This is a genomic window from Nesterenkonia rhizosphaerae (genome assembly GCF_039544555.1).
GTDB lineage: Bacteria > Actinomycetota > Actinomycetes > Actinomycetales > Micrococcaceae > Nesterenkonia > Nesterenkonia rhizosphaerae.
The window spans coordinates 302356-321198 of sequence record NZ_BAABLW010000001.1 but is presented as its reverse complement, the minus strand read 5'-3'; the positions used below and the strand labels follow the sequence as shown (position 1 = coordinate 321198).

18 protein-coding genes are annotated in these 18843 nt (G+C 63.0%); 11 read left to right on the top strand and 7 right to left on the bottom strand.

The annotated features are described in order from the left end of the window. Positions 1-62 precede the first annotated feature (62 nt). Complete coding sequence (locus tag ABEA23_RS01380) at positions 63-1211, bottom strand: glutamate--cysteine ligase (RefSeq protein WP_345476333.1); 1149 nt, start codon at positions 1209-1211, stop codon at positions 63-65. A 166-nt stretch (positions 1212-1377) separates the two neighbouring features. On the opposite strand from ABEA23_RS01380, the gene ABEA23_RS01375 reads away from it, so the two are divergent. The 3 genes from ABEA23_RS01375 (at position 1378) to ABEA23_RS01365 (ending at position 4696) form a co-directional block, all read left to right on the top strand. Further along, positions 1378-3153, top strand: a complete 1776-nt coding sequence (locus ABEA23_RS01375; RefSeq protein WP_345476332.1) for a glycoside hydrolase family 3 N-terminal domain-containing protein — start codon at positions 1378-1380, stop codon at positions 3151-3153. 112 nt (positions 3154-3265) lie between these two features. Further along, positions 3266-3904 carry a hypothetical protein gene (locus tag ABEA23_RS01370; RefSeq protein ID WP_345476331.1) on the top strand — a complete coding sequence of 213 codons (639 nt, stop codon included), beginning with the start codon at positions 3266-3268 and terminating at the stop codon, positions 3902-3904. 84 nt (positions 3905-3988) lie between these two features. Continuing rightward, the gene (locus ABEA23_RS01365; protein ID WP_345476330.1) at positions 3989-4696 is read left to right on the top strand and encodes a copper resistance CopC family protein; all 708 of its coding nucleotides are present in this window, start codon (positions 3989-3991) and stop codon (positions 4694-4696) included. A gap of 88 nt (positions 4697-4784) precedes the next feature. On the opposite strand, the gene ykgO is transcribed toward ABEA23_RS01365, so the two are convergent. Beyond that, the gene (ykgO, locus tag ABEA23_RS01360) at positions 4785-4907 is read right to left on the bottom strand and encodes a type B 50S ribosomal protein L36 (protein ID WP_310536279.1); all 123 of its coding nucleotides are present in this window, start codon (positions 4905-4907) and stop codon (positions 4785-4787) included. Between the two features lie 69 nt (positions 4908-4976). On the opposite strand from ykgO, the gene ABEA23_RS01355 reads away from it, so the two are divergent. Together ABEA23_RS01355 and ABEA23_RS01350 are read left to right on the top strand one after the other, a co-directional pair. Next, entirely contained in the window at positions 4977-6035 is a 1059-nt protein-coding gene (locus ABEA23_RS01355; protein ID WP_345476329.1) for a GTP-binding protein, read from the top strand. Between the two features lie 190 nt (positions 6036-6225). Continuing rightward, positions 6226-7812 (top strand): MFS transporter, encoded by a 1587-nt coding sequence (locus ABEA23_RS01350; RefSeq protein ID WP_345476328.1) that lies wholly within the window; start codon positions 6226-6228, stop codon positions 7810-7812. Here ABEA23_RS01350 and ABEA23_RS01345 read toward each other — a convergent pair. Further along, complete coding sequence (locus ABEA23_RS01345; protein ID WP_345476327.1) at positions 7809-8285, bottom strand: hypothetical protein; 477 nt, start codon at positions 8283-8285, stop codon at positions 7809-7811. The genes ABEA23_RS01350 and ABEA23_RS01345 overlap by 4 nt on opposite strands. A gap of 143 nt (positions 8286-8428) precedes the next feature. Then, on the bottom strand, positions 8429-9781 hold the full coding sequence (locus ABEA23_RS01340; RefSeq protein WP_345476326.1) for a class I SAM-dependent methyltransferase: 1353 nt from the start codon (positions 9779-9781) through the stop codon (positions 8429-8431). A gap of 119 nt (positions 9782-9900) precedes the next feature. On the opposite strand from ABEA23_RS01340, the gene ABEA23_RS01335 reads away from it, so the two are divergent. The 6 genes from ABEA23_RS01335 to ABEA23_RS01310 all read left to right on the top strand — a co-directional run bounded on the left by ABEA23_RS01335 (position 9901) and on the right by ABEA23_RS01310 (position 16018). Next, entirely contained in the window at positions 9901-10959 is a 1059-nt protein-coding gene (locus tag ABEA23_RS01335) for a siderophore ABC transporter substrate-binding protein (protein ID WP_345476325.1), read from the top strand. Positions 10960-11140: 181 nt separating this feature from the next. Next, positions 11141-12175, top strand: a complete 1035-nt coding sequence (locus tag ABEA23_RS01330) for an ABC transporter permease (RefSeq protein ID WP_081652557.1) — start codon at positions 11141-11143, stop codon at positions 12173-12175. Beyond that, positions 12172-13290: an iron chelate uptake ABC transporter family permease subunit gene (locus ABEA23_RS01325; protein WP_345476324.1), complete on the top strand. Its 1119-nt coding sequence runs from the start codon at positions 12172-12174 to the stop codon at positions 13288-13290. Before ABEA23_RS01330 ends, ABEA23_RS01325 begins: the two co-directional genes overlap by 4 nt. Next, positions 13287-14042, top strand: coding sequence for an iron ABC transporter ATP-binding protein (locus tag ABEA23_RS01320; protein WP_345476323.1), 756 nt, complete (start codon positions 13287-13289; stop codon positions 14040-14042). Before ABEA23_RS01325 ends, ABEA23_RS01320 begins: the two co-directional genes overlap by 4 nt. 136 nt (positions 14043-14178) lie before the next feature. Further along, the gene (locus ABEA23_RS01315; protein WP_425577075.1) at positions 14179-15612 is read left to right on the top strand and encodes an MFS transporter; all 1434 of its coding nucleotides are present in this window, start codon (positions 14179-14181) and stop codon (positions 15610-15612) included. 103 nt (positions 15613-15715) lie between these two features. Beyond that, entirely contained in the window at positions 15716-16018 is a 303-nt protein-coding gene (locus ABEA23_RS01310; protein WP_345476322.1) for an MTH1187 family thiamine-binding protein, read from the top strand. Here ABEA23_RS01310 and ABEA23_RS01305 read toward each other — a convergent pair. The 3 genes from ABEA23_RS01305 to ABEA23_RS01295 are packed head-to-tail and all read right to left on the bottom strand — an operon-like array spanning position 16015 to position 18793. Then, complete coding sequence (locus ABEA23_RS01305; protein WP_345476321.1) at positions 16015-16470, bottom strand: hypothetical protein; 456 nt, start codon at positions 16468-16470, stop codon at positions 16015-16017. The two genes, ABEA23_RS01310 and ABEA23_RS01305, sit on opposite strands and share 4 nt — an antisense overlap. After that, a complete protein-coding gene (locus ABEA23_RS01300; RefSeq protein WP_345476320.1) occupies positions 16470-17762 on the bottom strand; it encodes an aspartate aminotransferase family protein in 1293 nt (430 codons plus the stop codon). The genes ABEA23_RS01305 and ABEA23_RS01300 overlap by 1 nt, the downstream gene beginning before the upstream one ends. Then, entirely contained in the window at positions 17759-18793 is a 1035-nt protein-coding gene (locus ABEA23_RS01295) for a phosphotransferase enzyme family protein (protein WP_345476319.1), read from the bottom strand. The genes ABEA23_RS01300 and ABEA23_RS01295 overlap by 4 nt, the downstream gene beginning before the upstream one ends. Positions 18794-18843 lie beyond the last annotated feature (50 nt).

Genomic DNA, 18843 nt, shown 5'->3' with positions numbered 1-18843 from the left:
CGCAATCGCACCCTAGCTGCGCAAGTGCCTATTTGCGTAAGTGGGGTGCGCCTTCAGCGAGATTAGCCGTTGATGGACGTGCGGGTGCGCGCGGCGGAATCCAGCACCACCTGGCGCAGGTCGCCGTCGTGGGTCTCGGCAACCTTGCGCTGCCGCTGGTAACCGGCCTGCTTCATCATGGTCTCCACGTACCGCAGCTCCTCGGCACAGCCCAGCTCCTTGGCCACCGGCTCCAGCCGGTCCAGTTCCTTGGCCAGGTGGTCGGAGACCAGCTCCTCATCACCGTTTTCATTGAGGATGATGATCGCATCCAGCCCGTAGCGGGCTGCCCGCCACTTATTCTCCTTCACGTACCACGGCGGCATGGAGGTCACCGAGCCGCCATTGTCCAAATGCTGCACAGTGTCACGGACAAGGCACTGGGTCAGCGCAGCCAGTGCACCGATCTCCTCCAAGGTCGCCACGCCATCGCATACCCGCAGCTCGACAGTGCCAAGCCGCGGTACGGCCCGGACATCCCAACGAACCTCGGTCACATCACGGATCACTCCGGTGTGCTCCAGATCGGAGACGGCCTTCTCATACCCGGACCACTCTTCGAACTGGAAGCTGGTCCCGGCGGTGGGCAGCTGCTGGAACATCAGCGCACGGTTGGAGGCATACCCGGTGTCCTCACCCGACCAGTACGGGGAAGAAGCCGAAAGCGCCTGGAAATGCGCGTTGTAGTTGCACAGTGAGTTAACTACCGGCATCGCATATTTCACATCATCGAGCCCCACGTGAACGTGGACGCCGTAGATCACCATCTGCCGACCCCACCACTGAGTACGGGAGATCAGCTCGTTATAGCGCTCCTTATCGGTCACCGGCTGCTTGCTCGGCGGAGCGAAGGGGTGGCTGCCCTGGCAGTAGAGATCCACATCCAGCGGTTCGGCATGCTTCATCACCGTCTGCGCTGTCTTGCGCAGCTGCTCCACACCCTCGTCCACGCTATGGCACACATCAGTGACCAGTTCGATGGTGTTCAGCAGCAGCTCCTGCTTCACATAGGGGTGTTCGTCTTCTCCGGAGAGCTCGGGGATCTCCTTGCGCGCAGACTCGAGGATGCGTTCGGCCACGCTGCGCAGATCGCCGGTCTGACGGTCCACCAGGGCTAGTTCCCATTCCAGGCCGAGGGTGAAGCGTTCAGACTTCGCAAAGGGCAATTCCACTTGGCTCTCCTTCACACAGATATCGCTGCACCGATTGCAGTGCGGCTGTGTTCACTCTATCGACGGAGCTGGAGACTTCCTGGCTGAATTCTGGGCGCTTACTGCCATACGCCCCTGGTCAGGACGCGCTCCGTATCTGAGGCGGCGGTGACTTACTCTGGAACCCATGAATTCTTCCCCTCGCCGCGTGGTGATCCTGGCCTTGGCTGTGAGTCTTTTTGCCAGCTCCTGTGCAACCGACGACGCCGGCCCCGACGGTTCTGGCAACGGCGGCGCGGGTTCTGAGAGCAGTGCAGGGCAGCAGAGGTCCTCGGCGGAGGAAGACGCTCAGGCAGAACACGATGCGGCCGTGGACGAGGCGCGTCAGGCACGCGAAGCTGCACTTGCCGGCCCCGGTGAAGAACATTATGAGCAGGCCGCCGGGATTGTGGCGGAGATGAGTCTTCAGCAGCAGGCCGGTCAGGTCCTGATCGGGGAGTACCAGGGCAATGATGTGGAGTCTGCGGCCGCGCAGATCCAGCAGCTTCATCTGGGCGGGGTGATTCTTATGGGCCACAACATCCCCGGCGGAACCAGCTCTGTGGATACTGAGGCCCTTACTGGCCAGCTTCAGGTGCTTGCGGCCGCGGATCCGCAGCGTGAAGTTCCGCCGATTCTCTCGGTGGACCAAGAAGGAGGGCTGGTCACCCGGGTAGGTGCGCCGGTGACGGAGTGGCCGACGCCGATGGCCTACGGGGCCGCCTACGCCGCTGACCCAGAGCGGGGCCTGAGGCTGACCCGGGCCGGGCACCAGCACATGGGCCGGGATCTCCTTGACCTAGGGTTCACCGTGAGTTTTGCCCCCAATGCTGATGTGACTATTGGTGCGGCAGACCCCACCATCGGCTCCCGGTCCTTGGGCGGGGATCCTGAGGCGGTCGGCAACCTCGCCGTGGCGGGAATCCGCGGGCTGGCCGAGGGCGGCCTGGCGGGTTCGGTCAAGCACTTCCCGGGCCACGGCTCGGTGACTGATGACTCGCACTACACCCTGCCGGTCCAGCAGGCGGATCTGGAGCAGCTGCGCAGTCGAGACTGGGTGCCCTTCGCCCAGGCGGTGGAGGCTGGTGTGCCCATGGTGATGATGGGCCATATTGAGGTTCCGGCTCTTGACCCCGGCGTACCGTCCTCGCTTTCCGCTGCGGCCTATGAAGAGATCCGCTCCATGGGGCACGAGGGAGTAATTGTCACTGACGCGATGAATATGGCCGCCACCTATGGCGGAGGTGATCAGGCCGCCGTGAGCGCACTGGCAGCGGGGGCTGATCTCTTGCTGATGCCTACCTCGGTCCCTGGCGCCCACGCCGCCCTGGTCGAGGCGGTTGAATCCGGGGAGCTGCCCGCTGAGCGATTGAGCGAAGCGGCCGAGCGAGTCATCGCCCTGGTGCTCTGGCAGCAGGATCTGGCGGCAGGTGAACTGGCGGCCGGTCCGGATGTGCCGATGCCGGACATCCTGCATGAGGAAGACCGGGGGAACGACGACGGCGCGGCCGATCTTGAAGCGCTCAGGTCATCGGAAGCCGCGGATGTTCTGCTCGGTGAGGCCGTCACCGTGGTGGAGGGCCAGTGTGAGGCGCCGCTGGTCACCGACTCGATTCAGATCTACGGCGGCACCGAACAGGACCGCGCCCGGCTGGCGGCAGCGGCTGAACGGGCCGGAATCAGCACCGGGGCCGGACCGGTGGTCACCCTTCTGGGCGGTATGACCCCGGGAACCGGGGACGTCGTCGTGGCCCTGGATCGTCCCGAGGGCCTGGCCTCCTCCACTGCGGGGACCAAGATTGCACTCTATGGTCGTACCCCCGAGTCCTTTGACGCCCTGCTGCGGGTGCTCACTGGGGAAGCTGCCCCCGGCGGACTGCCAGTGAGTGTGGGGGAGTACGGGCAAGGACACTCCGGCTGCTGAGCGCCTCCAGGGCCGGAACGAGTGTTTTCTACACAGTGTAGAAATTCGCACGATTGAGCGTAGACTGCAGGCGTAACCGGCAGGTCCAGAGAATCGGTGCAGGAGAGTGAGCATGGGCGCATATGATCACTCCCCGGCGTCGAACACTCCTGCCGTACGCACCATCCGCGGAGTTCTCGCCGCCTCAGCAGCAGTCAGTGCTGCCGCATTAGCCCACTCGGTGGCTGGTCATCACCCGCCGCATGCGCTGGTGATCCTGCTGGCCCTGGCTGTGAGTATTCCGCTCAGCGTGGCGCTGTCTAATGTCGCACTCAGCCGCAGTCGATTGGCGGCGGCAGTGCTGGGAAGCCAGGCGGTGCTGCATGGGCTCTTCGAGCTGCTCTCCGCCTCAGCGGCCGTGCCACTGAGTGTTATCGACGGCGCCCACGCTCATCACCAGCAGATCGGGCTCGGGGTCGCTCCGGGCACTGCTCACACGCATCTTTCCGCGGCAGAACCCGGGATGGCGGCAGCGCACGTCGTTGCTGCTGCTGGGACATATCTGCTGCTTCGCCGCGGTGAAGTGATCCTGCACGCCCTCATCGGGTTGCTGAGCCTGCAGCCTGTGCGGCTGCTCCTAGAGATTCCAGCGGCGGTGCCTGTGGCGCCGCCGACTGCTTCAGCCGGGTGGCAGCTGTGGCAACCGCTGAGCCTCTGGCTCGGCCAAGGACCCCGCACCCTCCGTGGTCCGCCACTCCTGGTCATTTCATAACCACACTGCGACAGCCTTTCCTCGGGTGCCTGCAAGGTGCCCAGCTGCCGCTGATTGACGATGACCAGTGAATAAAGGACCTACATGATGAACACTCTTATGAGCGTGCCCGCCGTACTTGCAGAATCCAACTCGGCACGGGCTGTGCGTATCAGCGCTGCAGCCGGTATCGCCGCTTTGGCCCTCAGTGCTGCCTGGGCCGCGCCCGCCTGGGCGCACGACAGCCTGATCAGCTCTAATCCCGAGGCTTCAGAGGTGCTTGATGCCAGCCCTGAAGAGGTAGTGCTGGAGTTCTCCGGGGCCGGGCTGACCACCGGTGAAGGGATCACCAATGACATCTGGGTGCTGGATGACGACGGCGAGAACTGGGCCACCGAGGACCCCGCCGTGGTGGAGGGCAGTGTCATGAGTACCGAGCTTCGCGAAGAGCTGCCCAACGGCGAGTATGAGATTCGCTATCGGGCGGTGTACTCGGATGGCCATGACGAGGAGCTCACCTTCACCTTCGAGGTGGATGCACCCGAGGAGGAACCGGCCCCCAAATCCCCAGCCGAGGCATCAGGGGCGGCAGCGACCCCCGACGCCGATGAAGTCACCGGCCCACAGGCGGGACCGGCTGAGTCGGGGGAGCCGTCGCCGGCGGAGCCAGTAGAGGATAACCCGGCGGCCGAAGAAGGGGGTTTCCCTGTGTGGACTGCTGCAGCGATCGGAGGCGGCGTACTGTTGGTGATCATCATCGCGCTCGTGCTGGTGCGCCGTAAGCTGGCCACCGGGGATCGCGAGAACTCCTAGAAGGTAGAACGCAGAAGGCGCGACCGGACCTCAGCGGACCCGGTCGCGCCTTCTGCGTCATCGGGAGTGCAGGGGCTCCGGTGCCTGATCAGCCCTGACGCCCCTTGAACCGAGGGTTCTGTTTATTGATGACATAGGTCTTTCCGCGGCGCCGGACCACCTGGGAACCGGGCTTGTTCTTCAGAGAACGCAGGGATTTGCGAACCTTCATTGCAGCCTCCTAATGATAATGAGTAGCATTAGCAGTCAAAGCTAGCATACGACTATGAAGAGAGTGCATATGACTGATCGCCCGGAGCTTGTTGATGTCATGGTGGTAGTGGGTGCTTGTGGTCCCGAGCGGCACAGCTATGCCCAGACTGTTGCCCTGCGGGCTGGGCGCCAAATGCTCGATGCACATCGTGTAGCGGCCGACCCGGACGCGACTCTGCGCGCAGTGGAGGCAGCTGCTTTGCAGGCCGGGGATCCGGGGCTCGTCCTGGAGATGCCCTTACATGCAGCCATGATGGATGTCATCGGCGAATTCGCAGACCCTACAGGCGATACTCAGCTCAGCGAGATCATCTGCGTGGTCGACGCCGTGCATCTGCTCGATGACCTTCACGGTGAGGACTATGTGGTCACCGCCCAACAGAACCGCTGGGATGGCCGCACTGGCATTGAGCGCAGTACGTTTATGGCTCGCGCCCAGTTGATTGTGGCCCAGATTGAATATGCCTCACGAGTTGTGTTGGTGAACTGGGGAAGTGTTTCTCGGGAAAGGCTGCAGGTTCTTGCTGCGCTGATCGGTCACCTTGCCCCGACCGCTGCCATAGTCCTTCACGAAGGCCCGGAGCTCACGTCCGCGACTGTGGAGGGCCCCTATGCCCAGGAGCAGACCCGACCCGGCTGGGTGGCGCTGCTCAACGGAGATTTCCTCCCCTCGCTTGACCATCCGGCTGTGTCTGCCCTGCGATATGAGCAGCCGCGAGCCTTTCATCCGGCGCGGTTGAAACGCCTGTTGGATGAGCGGGTGGAGAAGGGAGTCTTCGGTCGGCTGGTGCGCTCCAATGGCTTCTGCCGACTTTCAACACGTCCCCATGTCACCGCACATTGGGAGCAAGTGGGGGAGTTCATCTCCCTGATGCCGCTGAGCTTCGACCACCAGATCAGCGACCCAGACGAGGTGCTCGCCTTCGGGCAGGATCTCGTCTTCATCGGCCTCGATCTTGATCATGAGGCGTTTCTTCGGGCCCTGGATGACGCGGTGCTCAGTGATCACGAGCTTGCGGCCGGCCCTTCATTGTGGTCGACGTTTACCGACCCATTTCCCGGCTGGACGTTGAGTCATGACCAGTAGTGAAAGGGTTCCTGATGGGCTGCCGGAATGCGCGTAACCATACGTTTGTAAGGTTTCGTGCTACGCTCGTCTCCAGCGGGTGATCTCCCCGTCAGGACGGCACCCGGCGATTCGCCCCAGCCGGCACAACCCATATCCGGCCTGAGCTGCATCCGGCCGTCCCATGCAGCTCAGCGCCACATGGAACATCATGTCTTCGCAGTCGCCTGTGAACCCTCAACCTGCCCTGCCCTCCGAGCGTGCAGGATTCAAAGCATGGCTCGGACTGGCTGTGCTGGTCCTCCCTGTCATCCTCATCTCCGTGGATATGACCGTGCTCGGATTTGCCGTTCCGCATCTCTCCGCAGCGCTGAACCCCACCAGTGAGCAGCTGTTGTGGATTGTGGATATCTACGGTTTTCTCATTGCGGGATTCCTTATCACCATGGGAGCCATCGGCGACCGTGTGGGTCGTCGTCGCCTCCTGCTGATCGGCTCTGCGGCCTTTGGGGTCGCATCTGTCCTGGCCGCCTTCAGCGCCACCGCTGAGATGCTCATTGCCGCGCGTGCGCTGCTGGGTGTTGCCGGTGCCACCCTGATGCCGTCCACCCTTTCGCTGATCCGCAGCCTGTTCCCCAACCCCCAGCAGCGGGTGGTGGCCATTGCGGTCTGGGCTTCTGCCTTCTCCGCCGGTGCCGCCTTCGGTCCGGTGCTTGGCGGAGTGCTGCTGGAGCACTTCTTCTGGGGTTCGGTGTTTCTGATCAACCTCCCGGTCATTGCTGTGATTCTGGTGGCGCTTCCGCTGCTGGTCGCCGAATCCCGCGATCCTCATCCTGGTCGGATCGATGTGCTCTCGGTGGCGCTCTCCCTACTGGGCATGCTCAGTGCGGTCTATGGAATCAAACGGCTTGTGGGCGGGGATCTCTCGCTGTTTGCTGGGGCAGCTCTGGTGGTGGGTGCTGCTGCGCTGGTGGTTTTTGTACGACGTCAGCGTCGGCTGACCGACCCGTTGCTGGATGTCAGCCTGTTCTCCATCCGGCGTTTCCGTGCCGGCGTGGTCACCAACTTCATGCTGGTATTCACCATGGTGGGATCCCTGTTCTTCCTCACCCAGCTGCTGCAGACTGCCTACGAGATGCGCCCGCTCCACGCCAGCCTGGTGCTGGTCCCCGGGTTGGTGATCTCAGTGCTGGCCAGTTTCATGGTCATTCCCATCGCCCGGCGCTTCCCGCTGCGCACGGTCATTGCCAGCGGGCTGTTGATCGCTGCGCTGGGTATTGCTGTGCTCACCCAGTTGCCAGTCACAGAAGGGATGCTCATGGTGCTGATTTCCTTCGCTCTGCTTGGCCTGGGCACTGGACTCACCGAGACCCTGACCAATGACGCGATCCTCACCGCCGCGCCGGCCAATCGTGCCGGAGCTGCATCGGCCATTTCCGAAACCGCCTATGAATTCGGCGGTGCACTGGGCGTGGCTCTGCTGGGCAGTGTGCTGAGTTTCTCCTACCGAAGCCAGCTCGCCGACGCAGCGCTGCCTGAAGAAATCCCGGCTGGAACCCTCGACGGCGCGGCGGAGACCATCAGTGCAGCAGCAGGCGCCGCGGCCAGTCTCGGCGCTGCCGATGGCGCTGCACTCTGGTCAGCAGCGCGTGAGTCCTTCGTGAGTGCTGTCCAGCTGACCAGCGGTATTGGTACAGCCATCATTAGCGCCACCATCCTGCTGGTGTGGATCCTATTGCGCAAGGATCAGCTCGGACACAGCCCAGATCAGCGACACACCGCAGGGCGGCCGGGTTAGGGGCGGGCGGTCCGTTCGGCTTGGTGGCTCGACCACCAGCAGGCAGCGCACAGCACTGCACACCACAGTACGGCTAGCCCTTGGGTGACCAGCGCTTCAGTGCTGGTGCCGACCGCGTAGGCGATGGCCCCTGTCGCTGCCGCCAGCAGGCCATGGGTCAGTGGTGCGCCTGCGGCAGTGAGCGGTCCCCACAGTCGCAGCGCTTCAACCGCGGCGGTGCTCACGGCCCAGACGAGCAATGTAGCGGGCAGTAAAATCACGCCGACGAAAATGGCGCCGAACCCCCACCACGCGGAAGGGTCTGGTCGGCCCACCAGCAGTGCCGTTAGCCATAGGCCGCCGGTGAACAGTGCCGTCGAGATGAATGGAGTCGCCACGGACGCGCCAAGCCCGATAAGCGCGCGACGCCAGATTCTGCGGGTGAGCGCGGAACTGCGGTCAGCGGGTGCAGCAGCTGGGATGTCTTGGACCATATGTCACCGCCTTGATGGAACCCGCGCGCAGTCCGGGTAAATGAACCCGTGGTTGCTACGTGTGAGTATCATCACATTACCGCTGGTTGCTACCAGTGACCAGCATTCGAGGCGGCGCGCTGTGATCCAGACGCCCATATGACTCAGTCCAGTGGTTCAACCACTGCGCACAGTCGCTGCTGGGCGAGTCTGGTGATCACCAGCACGGCATGCCGCTTAGGCCCCTTGTTCTTTTTGGGCAGCAGCTGTTTGCGCAGGGCCTCGGGGACGACGTCGACCCCGCGCTTTTTGATCTCCAGACTGCTGATCTGGCTCTCCTGGGCCCAGCGCTTCAAAGTCTTGACCTGGAAGTCCATCACCTCGAGCACCCGGTACCTGCGGGCTAGGGGCGTCATAGGAGCACCAGTCGGAACGGTGAAATACGCGATGTGCTCATCCAGCATGGTGCCGCCCAGGGATTCGCACAGCTCAGCCACCAGACCGGCGCGGATGACGGCAGGATCGGGCTCATAGAGAGTCCCGCTCAGGCCGAGCGGCCCTGCCGGATCTACCTGTGCCCCGGCGCCGAAGTCTGTGCTGCTGCTCAGTTCCGACACGGTGACCCTGAGCGGATCCGTGGTGCCCTCATGGCCTGATGAGTCAGTTTCCCCAGGGGCCGGCTCTTCACTGTGCAGCACTGTGGCGGTACGGCGAATCAGGTTCTGGTGCTCATCCCTGCGCGCCAGGGCGTTGAACCACAGCACCACCTCCACCAGATCGCCATCAATGCTGACCCATTCGGCTTCGCAGCCCGGTGGGATCATGCTGTGTGGGATTCCTGGCCCGAGCTTCACTCCCATCGGTACGCCGGACTCGGCAAGGGCAGTGACAAAGCTCAAGGGGGGAGAGAACTGCTCTGGATCCCAGATCCTGGAGCGTTCATCACGCCGGGCGGGATCCAGCCACAGCCCCCATTCGGGATGCGGCTCGGCTGTACCGTCGGAGCTGAGGGCAGGGCCATCACCGCCGAACCCCTGTTCTGCGGCAAAGTCTTCCGCTGTGCCATGGACAACCTGGGCCTCGGGGAAGGGTCGCAGGTTGATAGTGGCCGCAGCGGCAGTGGTTTCATCCGCTTCCACCGCCACCACCTGAAGTCCCGCCGAGGCCATAGCCATGGCATCCCCACCCAGTCCGCAGCCCAGGTCGGCCACCTTAGTGATCCCGGCGCGGCGGAAGCGCTGGGCGTGCCGAGCTGCCACGGGCAGCCGGGTGGATTGCTGCAGGCCCTCCGCGGTGAAGAGCATGCGCGCGGCAAAATCCCCGAACTTTCGCTGTGCAGCACGCCGCAGTCGAGACTGGGTCAGGACTGCCGCTACGGTCTCTGGGGCCCAGCCATCCTTGCGCAGCGCGTTGTTCAGCTGAGCTGAGGTGGCGTCGTCGTACTCCGGTAGGGAACTCAGCAGTTCCCAGGCTGGCGGGGTCAGCAGTGGTTTGAGCGGGTTGGGGGTCTCAGGCACCCTGTCACGCTACCGCGAGATAGGCGTCGTAACAGTTGCGATGATATTAGGTCAGGATGTAGCTTCTATTCAGCTTAGGACAGGCTAAGTCGAATAGCGACCAGGAAGGTTACTCCTCAATGACATTGTTGGATACTGCATCTGCCACGCAGAAGCCACGCCTCTACCAGCTGCTCTCCGTTGCTGCTATCGGCGCGCTGGCGCTGAGCGCCTGCGCGGACAACGGCGACGCCGCCGAGGGGCCCGCTGCCGAGGCCGGTACCTCTGAGACCGAGGGTGAGGAGACCACCGGTGTCATCACGATCGAAGACGACCATGGAACCCATGAGATCGACCCGGCCTCCATCGAGACCATCGGGGCCTTCGACAACCGCTCCTTCCGTGTGCTTGAAGAGTTCGGTGTGGAACTCACTGTGGCCGCACGCGGTCTGATGCAGCCGCACTCGCACGGATACGCAGACAATGAGGACATCCTGGATACCGGCAATCATCGCGAGCCCAACCTCGAGCTCATTGTCGCCGCTGAGCCTGACCTGGTGATCAACGGCCAGCGCTACGCCCAGTACTACGACCAAATCGCGGAGCTGCTGCCCGAGGACTCAGTCATCCTGGAATTCGACGAGGCCCACAATGATCCCACCACCTTCTTCGACGGACTCAAGGACAGCACCGCAAAGCTCGGCCAGATCTTCAGCGCAGAAGAGAACGCCCAGCGGCTCATTGACGAGCTCGACGAGGCAATGGCCCGCGTGGAAGCCGCATACGACGGCGAATCCACTGTCATGGGTCTGCTGACTTCCGGCGGTGACATCAACTACGCCGGTCCTACCGAGGGTCGCAGCGTGGCTCCGGTCTTCCAGGAGTTCGGCCTGGTACCGGCACTGGAGGTCAATGATCAGTCCAGCGATCACGAAGGTGATGACATCTCGGTGGAAGCCATCGCCGACTCCAACCCGGACTGGATCATCGTGCTGGACCGCGATGGCATGAACCCCGAGGATCCCGAGTACACCCCGGCCCAGGAGCTCATCGCCGACTCGCCGGCGCTGCAGCAGGTGACCGCAGTGCAGGAGGATCGGATCGTCTACATGCCGCAGAACATGTACATCACCGAGGACATTCAGGCCTACACCGAGTTCCTCAACACCTTCGCAGACGCCCTCGAGGCAGCCCAGTAATTCAGCCGAAGCAAGGTGCTTCTTTCAGGGCGCCCGTCCCTCATCCCCCTGACTGACGGGCGCCTGCATGGGAGCATCAGCACCGGCGGAGTCCATTCGACGCCGCTTGGCAACCTTCCGTAGGATTACCTCACTGACTTTTGATCACTGACACTTTTCGCTAATACGCCCGAAAGACTCTATGACCAGCACTCTGCGGCAGGACATTGCCTACACCAGCCGCGATGTCCTCGTGGAGGACGGCCGCCGCCTCCGACGACGGCGCCTGTGGACTCCCGCTTTCATCATCGCCATTGTGATCACTCTCGGGCTGCTCGGGACCTCACTGCTGATCGGGCAGTTCGACGTCTTCGGCGAAGGTAATTTCTGGATGTTCGGCATCACCCGCGTCCCGCGCACCGTCGCACTGGTGCTGGCTGGTGCCTCCATGGCCATGTGCGGGGTCATCATGCAGCTGCTGACCCAGAACCGCTTCGTCGAACCTTCCACTACCGGTACCACCGAGTGGGCCGGTCTCGGCCTGATCCTGGTGATGTGGCTGGTGCCGACAGCCACATTGTTCGAACGCATGATCGGCGCGGTCATCATGTCCTTCATCGGGACCATGGTCTTCTTCCTCTTCCTACGCCGGGTGTCGCTGAAATCCAGCCTGATCGTGCCGATTATCGGCATTATGCTCGGGGCTGTCGTCAGCTCCTTCACCACCTACCTGGCGCTGATGACCGACCATCTGCAGACCTTGGGCATCTGGTTCCAGGGTTCCTTCACCGGTGTTATCCAGGGCCGTTATGAGCTGATGTGGATCGTGTTGGCGGTGACTGTCGCCGTCTTCATCGCCGCAGACCAGTTCACGGTGGCCGGACTGGGTAAGGATATGGCCACCAATGTGGGCCTGAACTACGCCTTCGTGCTGTTCATCGGCACCGCGATGGTGGCCGTGGCCACCGGCGTGACCGCCACAGTGGTGGGCACACTGCCGTTCCTGGGCCTGGTGGTACCCAATATGGTCGCCCTGTTCCGCGGCGATGACCTGCGCAGCAATCTGCCCTGGGTATGCGTGGTGGGCATCGCTACCGTGACGGTCTGCGACCTGATCGGACGCACCATCATCGCTCCCTTCGAAATCCCGGTCTCCATGGTGTTGGGACTGGTAGGCGGCATCGTCTTTGTCGGACTGCTACTGCGCCAGCGCAAAAAGGGAGGCCTGGTCACATGAGCGTCCGCACCGATACTCCTCTGCCGCCTGAGGCAGCCGAGGGCCGTGCTGCCCGAGAGCTGAGCAGTCCCACCAGGGAAGTCACTGACCAGACCCAGCCGCCGTCGCCGGCTGGCCGGCGCTCCGGGGCCCTTACTGATCGCAAGCACCTGCGCAATTATGTGCTGATCATGACCCTGCTGGGTGTGCTGGCGATCGGCTTCACCCTGGCCATCATGACCTACAACAACCCAGCCGAATTCGGCACCCGCGGTTGGTGGCTCATCGTGGGCATGCGACGAGACTCGCTGCTGACCATCGCCGTGGTGGCACTGTGCCATGCGATGGCCACCATCGCCTTCCAGACAGCAGTCAATAATCGGATCATCACGCCGGGGATCATGGGCTTCGGCTCGCTCTATACCGCTATCCAAACCGGTTTCGTCTATGTCTTCGGCATGGCTGGGGTGACCATGCTGGTGGGAGTCTCGCAGTTCTTCCTGCAGATGGCGGTGATGATGCTGCTGGCCACCATGCTCTATACGTGGTTGCTCAGCGGAAGGTTCTCCAATATTCACATCATGCTGCTGGTGGGTGTGGTGATCGGAGGCACCCTGGGTTCACTGTCGACTTTCATGCAGCGCACCCTGACGCCCAGTGAGTTCGATGTGCTCACTGCCCGCCTCTTCGGCAATATTTCCAATGCCCGGACTGAATACTTGCCCTATGCCATCCCGATCGCGCTAGCGGTGACGGCCCTGCTGTGGTTCCGGGCCTCCACCCTCAACGTGCTCGCCCTGGGCAAGACCGCGGCGCTGAATCTGGGACTGAACTATAAGCGCGAGTTGATTGTTATTTTGGCGCTGGTATCCATGCTGATCTCCATGGCTACCGCCCTGGTGGGGCCCATGATGTTCCTAGGCTTCCTCACCGCGATCCTGGCCTATCAGTTCGCTGATACCTACTCCCACCGCCTGCTCTTCCCTATGGGTTTCCTCTTCGGCTACACGATTCTGGCGGGCAGTTATTTTGTGCTGCGCCACCTCTGGGACGCCGGGGGAGCGGTCACGGTGATCGTGGAACTCATCGGCGGCGTCGTCTTCCTCATCTTTATCCTCCGAAAGGGCCGACTGTGATCACACTGACCGACGTCAAGAAGGACTACTCGGACAAGGTCAAGATCGGCCCGGTCAGCGTCGAGATCACCAAGGGCGGCGTCACCGCCTTGGTCGGACCCAACGGCGCGGGGAAATCCACCATCCTGACCATGGTGGGGCGTCTGCTGGACATCGATTCCGGAACCATTGAAGTGGCTGGGCACGATGTCGTGAACACCCCGTCGAAGGTGATCGCCAAGATCCTCTCGGTGCTGCGGCAGGAAAACCACTTTGTCACCCGGCTGACCGTGCGGCAGCTAGTGGGCTTCGGTCGGTTCCCGCACTCCAAAGGGCGGTTGACCTTAGGGGATGAGAAGTACATCTCCGAGGCCATCGATTTTCTGGATCTGACTGACTTGGAGAATCGGTATTTGGACCAGCTCTCCGGTGGGCAGCGGCAGCGGGCCTACGTGGCGATGGTGTTGGCGCAGAACACCGACTATGTGCTGCTGGACGAGCCACTGAACAATCTGGACATGCAGCATGCGGTGGCGATGATGAAGCAGCTGCGTCGGGCCGCGGATGAGTTGGGTCGCACGGTGGTGATCGTGCTGCATGACATCAACTTCGCCGCCCACTACTCGGACAAGATCCTGGCAATGAAGGACGGTCAGGTGGTGGAGCACGGCACCCCTGAGCAGATCATGCAGGATGAGGTGCTCACGCGGATTTTCAACACTGATGTGCAGGTCATCCAGGGCCCCAACGGTCCGCTGGCGGTCTATTACTGAGTCTGTTATCCACTATGTGAGATCACCGCAATTTTTGTGAAGCGCCGAGGGCCGCAGGCATAGCATCTTGGAGTCCGCGCGGCAAGGTCCGCGCAAGAATTGCCCAGTCATCTTCTAATTGGAGAAGTGAGACGCTATGTCCACCACCGTCGATCCGGTCCTCGGCCCGAACCCTAACCAGGGCGACGCCATCGCCGATGAGAACCTGAAGACTCCGCGCCGTCGGATCATCATGGCCTCGCTCATCGGGACCACCATTGAGTTCTACGACTTCTACATCTACGCCACCGCAGCGGTCTCGGTCTTCCCGATCCTGTTCTTCATCAGCGACTCCGAGGGTGCAGCGCTGCTAGCCTCCATGGCCACCTTCGGTGCAGCCTTCGTAGCCCGCCCACTGGGCGCGGTGATCTTCGGCCACTTCGGTGACATCATTGGACGCAAGGCCACGCTGGTCGGTGCGCTGCTGACCATGGGCGTCGCCACATTCCTGATCGGCCTGCTGCCCACCGTGTATCAGATCGGCCTGTGGGCACCGGCCATGCTGACACTCTTCCGCTTCTGCCAGGGGCTGGGCCTAGGCGGTGAATGGTCCGGTGCTGCGCTGCTGGCCTCCGAGACTGCTCGTCCAGGCAAGCGCGCGCAGGCTGCCATGTGGCCGCAGCTGGGTGCTCCTTTCGGCTTCATCCTGGCCAACGGTCTGTTCCTGATCCTGGCCTGGGTCTACAGCTATGACTCCACTTCTATCCGTGCCCTGGCCGCTGAGGATATCGACGCCGCCTTGGCTGATCCCTTCCTGGTCTGGGGTTGGCGCATTCCGTTCCTGCTGTCCGTGGTGATGGTCGCCGTCGGGCTCTATGTTCGTCTGCGCATCGAGGAGACCCCGGTCTTCGCCAAAGCGCTGGAGAAGAAGGAGCAGGCCAAGGTCCCGGTGGGCGAGGTCTTCAAGAAGAACTGGCGCGAGATTATTCTGGGCACCTTCATCATGCTCGCCACCTACGGTCTCTTTTATCTGATGACCACCTGGATTCTCTCTTATGCCATCGGTAGCGCAGAGACCGGCGGCCTGGGCTATAACTACATGAGCTTCTTGGTGCTGCAGATTATTGCCATCGTGTTCTTCGCGATCTTCGTGCCTATTGCGGGCCGACTGGCTGATGCCTTCGGGCGCCGTCGGATGCTGATGACGACTACCGCAGGCATCATCGTCTTCGGTCTGACCTTCGGGGTGTGGCTCAGCGCTGAAAGCATCGGTTCTGGTGAAGACATGAACGTGGTGCAGATGCTGGTCTTCCTGTGTGTGGGCATGGCACTGATGGGTTTGACCTTCGGCCCGATGTCGGCCTACCTGCCCGAGCTCTTTCCTACCAATACCCGCTATACCGGTTCGGGTGTGGCGTATAACTTCTCCTCCATCCTGGGGGCGGCGCTGACCCCGTTTGTGGCGGTCTGGTTAGTGCAGGAGTACGGGGTGTGGGCCGTGGGTGCATACCTGGCAGTGCTGGGTGTGCTGACCTTCATCAGCCTCATCCTCTCCCCGGAGACATCCAAGAAGTCCCTCTACTCGGAGTAGTACCCGCGGAGTCCATCCGACGACGAAACCCCTTGCAGCCTGCTTGTTCCGCGCATGCCGCAAGGGGTTTCGTGTATCCGATCCCCGGCGTAGCCTGGGGTCTATGCTTGCTGCTTTCTCCGTTGCCCCCACCACCGCCCAGAGCGAGGATGGATCCGTCAGTAAAGCCGTGGCGGAGGCCGTTCGCATTGTCCGTGATTCCGGGCTTCCCTATGAAACCAACTCCATGTTCACCACGGTTGAGGGTGAATGGGACGAGGTGTTCGCTGTGATCAAACAGGCCACCGATGCGGTGACTGCTGTGGCTCCCAGAGTCAGTCTGGTGGTCAAGGCCGATATTCGCCCCGGCTATACCAACCAGCTGGAGGAGAAAGTGCAGCGTGTGGAGGAACAGCTGCGCGCCTAGATGTGCTGCTGGCTGAGGCGGTCTTTGTACCGCCGATGCAGGTCGATTCCCGCCGCTAACGTGCTCAACAGCACCACTGCGGCAGCTGCCATGGTGGCGGCGCCGAAGAGCACCTGGTGTGCCGCGCTGAAGGACCATGCGGATTCGTGGTGATGGGTGAGGACTATGCCGCTGCGGCCCGCACTGAGGTCTTCTACATCAGCGCCACGGTGCGCCCCGGCAGAGAGCATCGCCAGGTGCAGCAGAAGCATCGAGAGGTTCATCGATCCCACGGTGATCCAGGTGCGCAGACGTGCGGATCTCCACAGGTGCCCGGCACAGGGCATGCAGACCAAAGCCATGAGTGCCATGACCAGGCTCAGCAGAACCGGGCCGTGTCCCATCATCGCCAGGTGCAGCAACCCTGACCCTGCGCTCAGAACAGCAGCGCTGCGCCGAAGAGTCACTGTCATCAGGGGGCCTGCAGGACGTTTCCAACCGCCTGCTCCACAGCCTCCAACAGCACGGGGAGCTCCTGCTGGCTCAGAGCCAGTGGTGGACGGATTTTCAGCACTGAGCCGCTAGGACCGATGCGGCTCAACAGTACCCCGGCTTCTTTGACGGACTCCACGAGAGCCTTCGCGGAGGCGCCGTCGGGCTGACGGTGGTCTTCGTCAGCGAACACGGAGAGCCCGAAGAACAGGCCCGAGCCTTTCGCTGCCCCCAGCCGGGGGTGAGCCTGCACCAGCTGCTGCATCCGCTGCGCGACCAGGTCGCCGAGCTGCGCGCAGCGCTGGGTCAGCTGCTCCTCATCGATGACCCGAAGCACCTCATGCGCGACGGCGGCCGAGACCGGGTTGCCTCCGAAGGTGTTGAAGTACTCGTTCCGGGAGCCGAACTCCTCCAGAAGGTCCCCGGTGGTCACGACGCCGGCCACGGGGTGCCCGTTGCCCAGCGGCTTGCCCAGGGTGACCAAGTCAGGGATCAGCCCGTGCTTCTGGTATCCCCAGAAGTGGCTTCCCAGCCGCCCCAGCCCGGACTGGACCTCATCGGCGATGACGAGGCCCCCCGCGCTCCGCACAGTCTCGGCCACGCCGGTCACGAATCCCTCCGGGACCCGGGGGAGCCCCTCTGTGGAGAACAGAGTCTCCATGATGACGGCGGAGACTCCGTGCCCTGCGGCCACAAGCTCCTCAGCAGCACGCTGCACCTGTTCAAGGGCCTCCTGCAGAATCTCCTGCTCGTCGCGGTCCCTGTTCTCGGCGGCGTCCAGGTCCGGCACCGGAAATGCTCGTACGTGCGCGGCCAGGGGTTCGTGAGTCCTCAGCCCGGTGGTGATCCCGGCCAGCAGGGTGGTGTTGCCGTGGTAGCTGTGGTCGGTGACGAGGATCCCTCGGGCGCCGGTGTGCTGGGCGGCCATGCGGAAGGCGAGGTCGTTGGCCTCTGAGCCGCTGTTGGTGAGCAGCACTCGGTTCAGGGAGGGTTCGAATCTGCTCAGGAGCTCCTCGGAGTAGTCGACGACGTGCTCATTGAGGTAGCGGGTATGGATGTTGAGGGTGGAAGCCTGGGAGCGCAGGGCTTCGACGATCCGCGGGTGGCAGTGCCCCACATGGGGCACATTGTTGTAGGCGTCCAGGTAGCGTCTGCCGCTGATGTCGGTGAGCCACACCCCGTGCGCTGAGACCAGGTGCAGGGGCTCGTTGTAGAACAGCGGCTCGTGCCTGCCCATGGTGGCGAAGCGGCGGCTCAGAAGACTCTCGGTCATGCGATCTCCTTCATCGGGACGGCGGTGCCGCTGGGCGCGGACTCTCCGCGAGTGTAGGCGTCGGCCAGTGTCAGCACCCAGGGGGCGATGTGGGCACAGATGAATACTGAGGCCTCGTCCCCGGGACGCTCCGCGGCCCAGCCGAGGTAGCTCAGGCCGCGGGCGAGCATGAGCGCGTCCCAGGCCTCATGCTCAGCGTCGCTGAGCGGGCGGACCTGCTCGTAGGCGTTAAGGAGTGCATCCCGCAGCGCTGGGTACCGGGCCTGCCGGGTGTGGTGGAAGAGAGCGGTGGTGAGGTCGAAGAGATACCACCCGGTGCCGAAGTCGTCGAAGTCGATGAGCATCAAGCCGTTCGGGGTACGCAGGATGTTCTCTGGCGTGGTGTCGGCGTGGATCATGCCGAAGGTCCGCGGGTCGGCCTCCAGCGAGCTCAGGTTCCTGTGCACCTTGTGAAGGGCTGCGGTGATCAGCTTCTGCTCCGCGGTGCTCAGACTAGGGAGCATCCGGGGGTCTCCCCACTGCGGTGCGGGTCCGGCGAGGCCGTCGGCGTCCCAGGCCCCGCGGGAGAAATCAGACAGGGTGCCCAGGCTCTCCGCGGTGCGGTGCAGCCGTGCCAGCAGGGCGCCGACTGCGGCGAAGTCCTCCTGGGATGCCTGGTCTGTGCCCGTGAAGGCTTCTGCGGCGTCGCTAAATGGCTCGGCGTCCTTCAGCCAGCTCATCACAGAGACTCGACGCGTGTGCCCGCCGCGGCTGACCACGGCGCAGAGTGCGCCGTCGGCGGCAGGAAGGACCTGGGGCACCGGGTGCCCGTTCTCCGCCAGCGCCTTCAGATACGTCAGTTCGGTGTGGACCTCCGCATCGGTGCGGTATCCGGGGCGGTGCAGCTTCATGGCGTAGGAGTCACCGGCGGGGGTGTCTGCGCGAAACACGTGGTTCTCGCGGTGCTTCACAAACCGAACCTCAGAGTTCTCTGGAAGCCCGTAGGCGGTCAGTGCGGTGCGGGCCAGCAGGCTCGCGTCCTGAAGTCTCATTCTCGTCTCACTGTCCGTGCGTGGTGGGTGCTCTGTCTTATCTCTTGAGT

Excerpts from the sequence above, each read along its gene's own strand:
- ABEA23_RS01375 (WP_345476332.1), top strand. The coding sequence starts at position 1,378 with ATGAATTCTTCCCCTCGCCGCGTGGTGATCCTGGCCTTGGCTGTGAGT.
- ABEA23_RS01370 (WP_345476331.1), top strand. The coding sequence starts at position 3,266 with ATGGGCGCATATGATCACTCCCCGGCGTCGAACACTCCTGCCGTACGC.
- ABEA23_RS01365 (WP_345476330.1), top strand. The coding sequence starts at position 3,989 with ATGATGAACACTCTTATGAGCGTGCCCGCCGTACTTGCAGAATCCAAC.
- ykgO (WP_310536279.1), bottom strand. The coding sequence starts at position 4,907 with ATGAAGGTTCGCAAATCCCTGCGTTCTCTGAAGAACAAGCCCGGTTCC.
- ABEA23_RS01355 (WP_345476329.1), top strand. The coding sequence starts at position 4,977 with ATGACTGATCGCCCGGAGCTTGTTGATGTCATGGTGGTAGTGGGTGCT.
- ABEA23_RS01350 (WP_345476328.1), top strand. The coding sequence starts at position 6,226 with ATGTCTTCGCAGTCGCCTGTGAACCCTCAACCTGCCCTGCCCTCCGAG.
- ABEA23_RS01345 (WP_345476327.1), bottom strand. The coding sequence starts at position 8,285 with ATGGTCCAAGACATCCCAGCTGCTGCACCCGCTGACCGCAGTTCCGCG.
- ABEA23_RS01335 (WP_345476325.1), top strand. The coding sequence starts at position 9,901 with ATGACATTGTTGGATACTGCATCTGCCACGCAGAAGCCACGCCTCTAC.
- ABEA23_RS01330 (WP_081652557.1), top strand. The coding sequence starts at position 11,141 with ATGACCAGCACTCTGCGGCAGGACATTGCCTACACCAGCCGCGATGTC.
- ABEA23_RS01325 (WP_345476324.1), top strand. The coding sequence starts at position 12,172 with ATGAGCGTCCGCACCGATACTCCTCTGCCGCCTGAGGCAGCCGAGGGC.
- ABEA23_RS01315 (WP_425577075.1), top strand. The coding sequence starts at position 14,179 with ATGTCCACCACCGTCGATCCGGTCCTCGGCCCGAACCCTAACCAGGGC.
- ABEA23_RS01310 (WP_345476322.1), top strand. The coding sequence starts at position 15,716 with ATGCTTGCTGCTTTCTCCGTTGCCCCCACCACCGCCCAGAGCGAGGAT.
- ABEA23_RS01305 (WP_345476321.1), bottom strand. The coding sequence starts at position 16,470 with ATGACAGTGACTCTTCGGCGCAGCGCTGCTGTTCTGAGCGCAGGGTCA.
- ABEA23_RS01300 (WP_345476320.1), bottom strand. The coding sequence starts at position 17,762 with ATGACCGAGAGTCTTCTGAGCCGCCGCTTCGCCACCATGGGCAGGCAC.
- ABEA23_RS01295 (WP_345476319.1), bottom strand. The coding sequence starts at position 18,793 with ATGAGACTTCAGGACGCGAGCCTGCTGGCCCGCACCGCACTGACCGCC.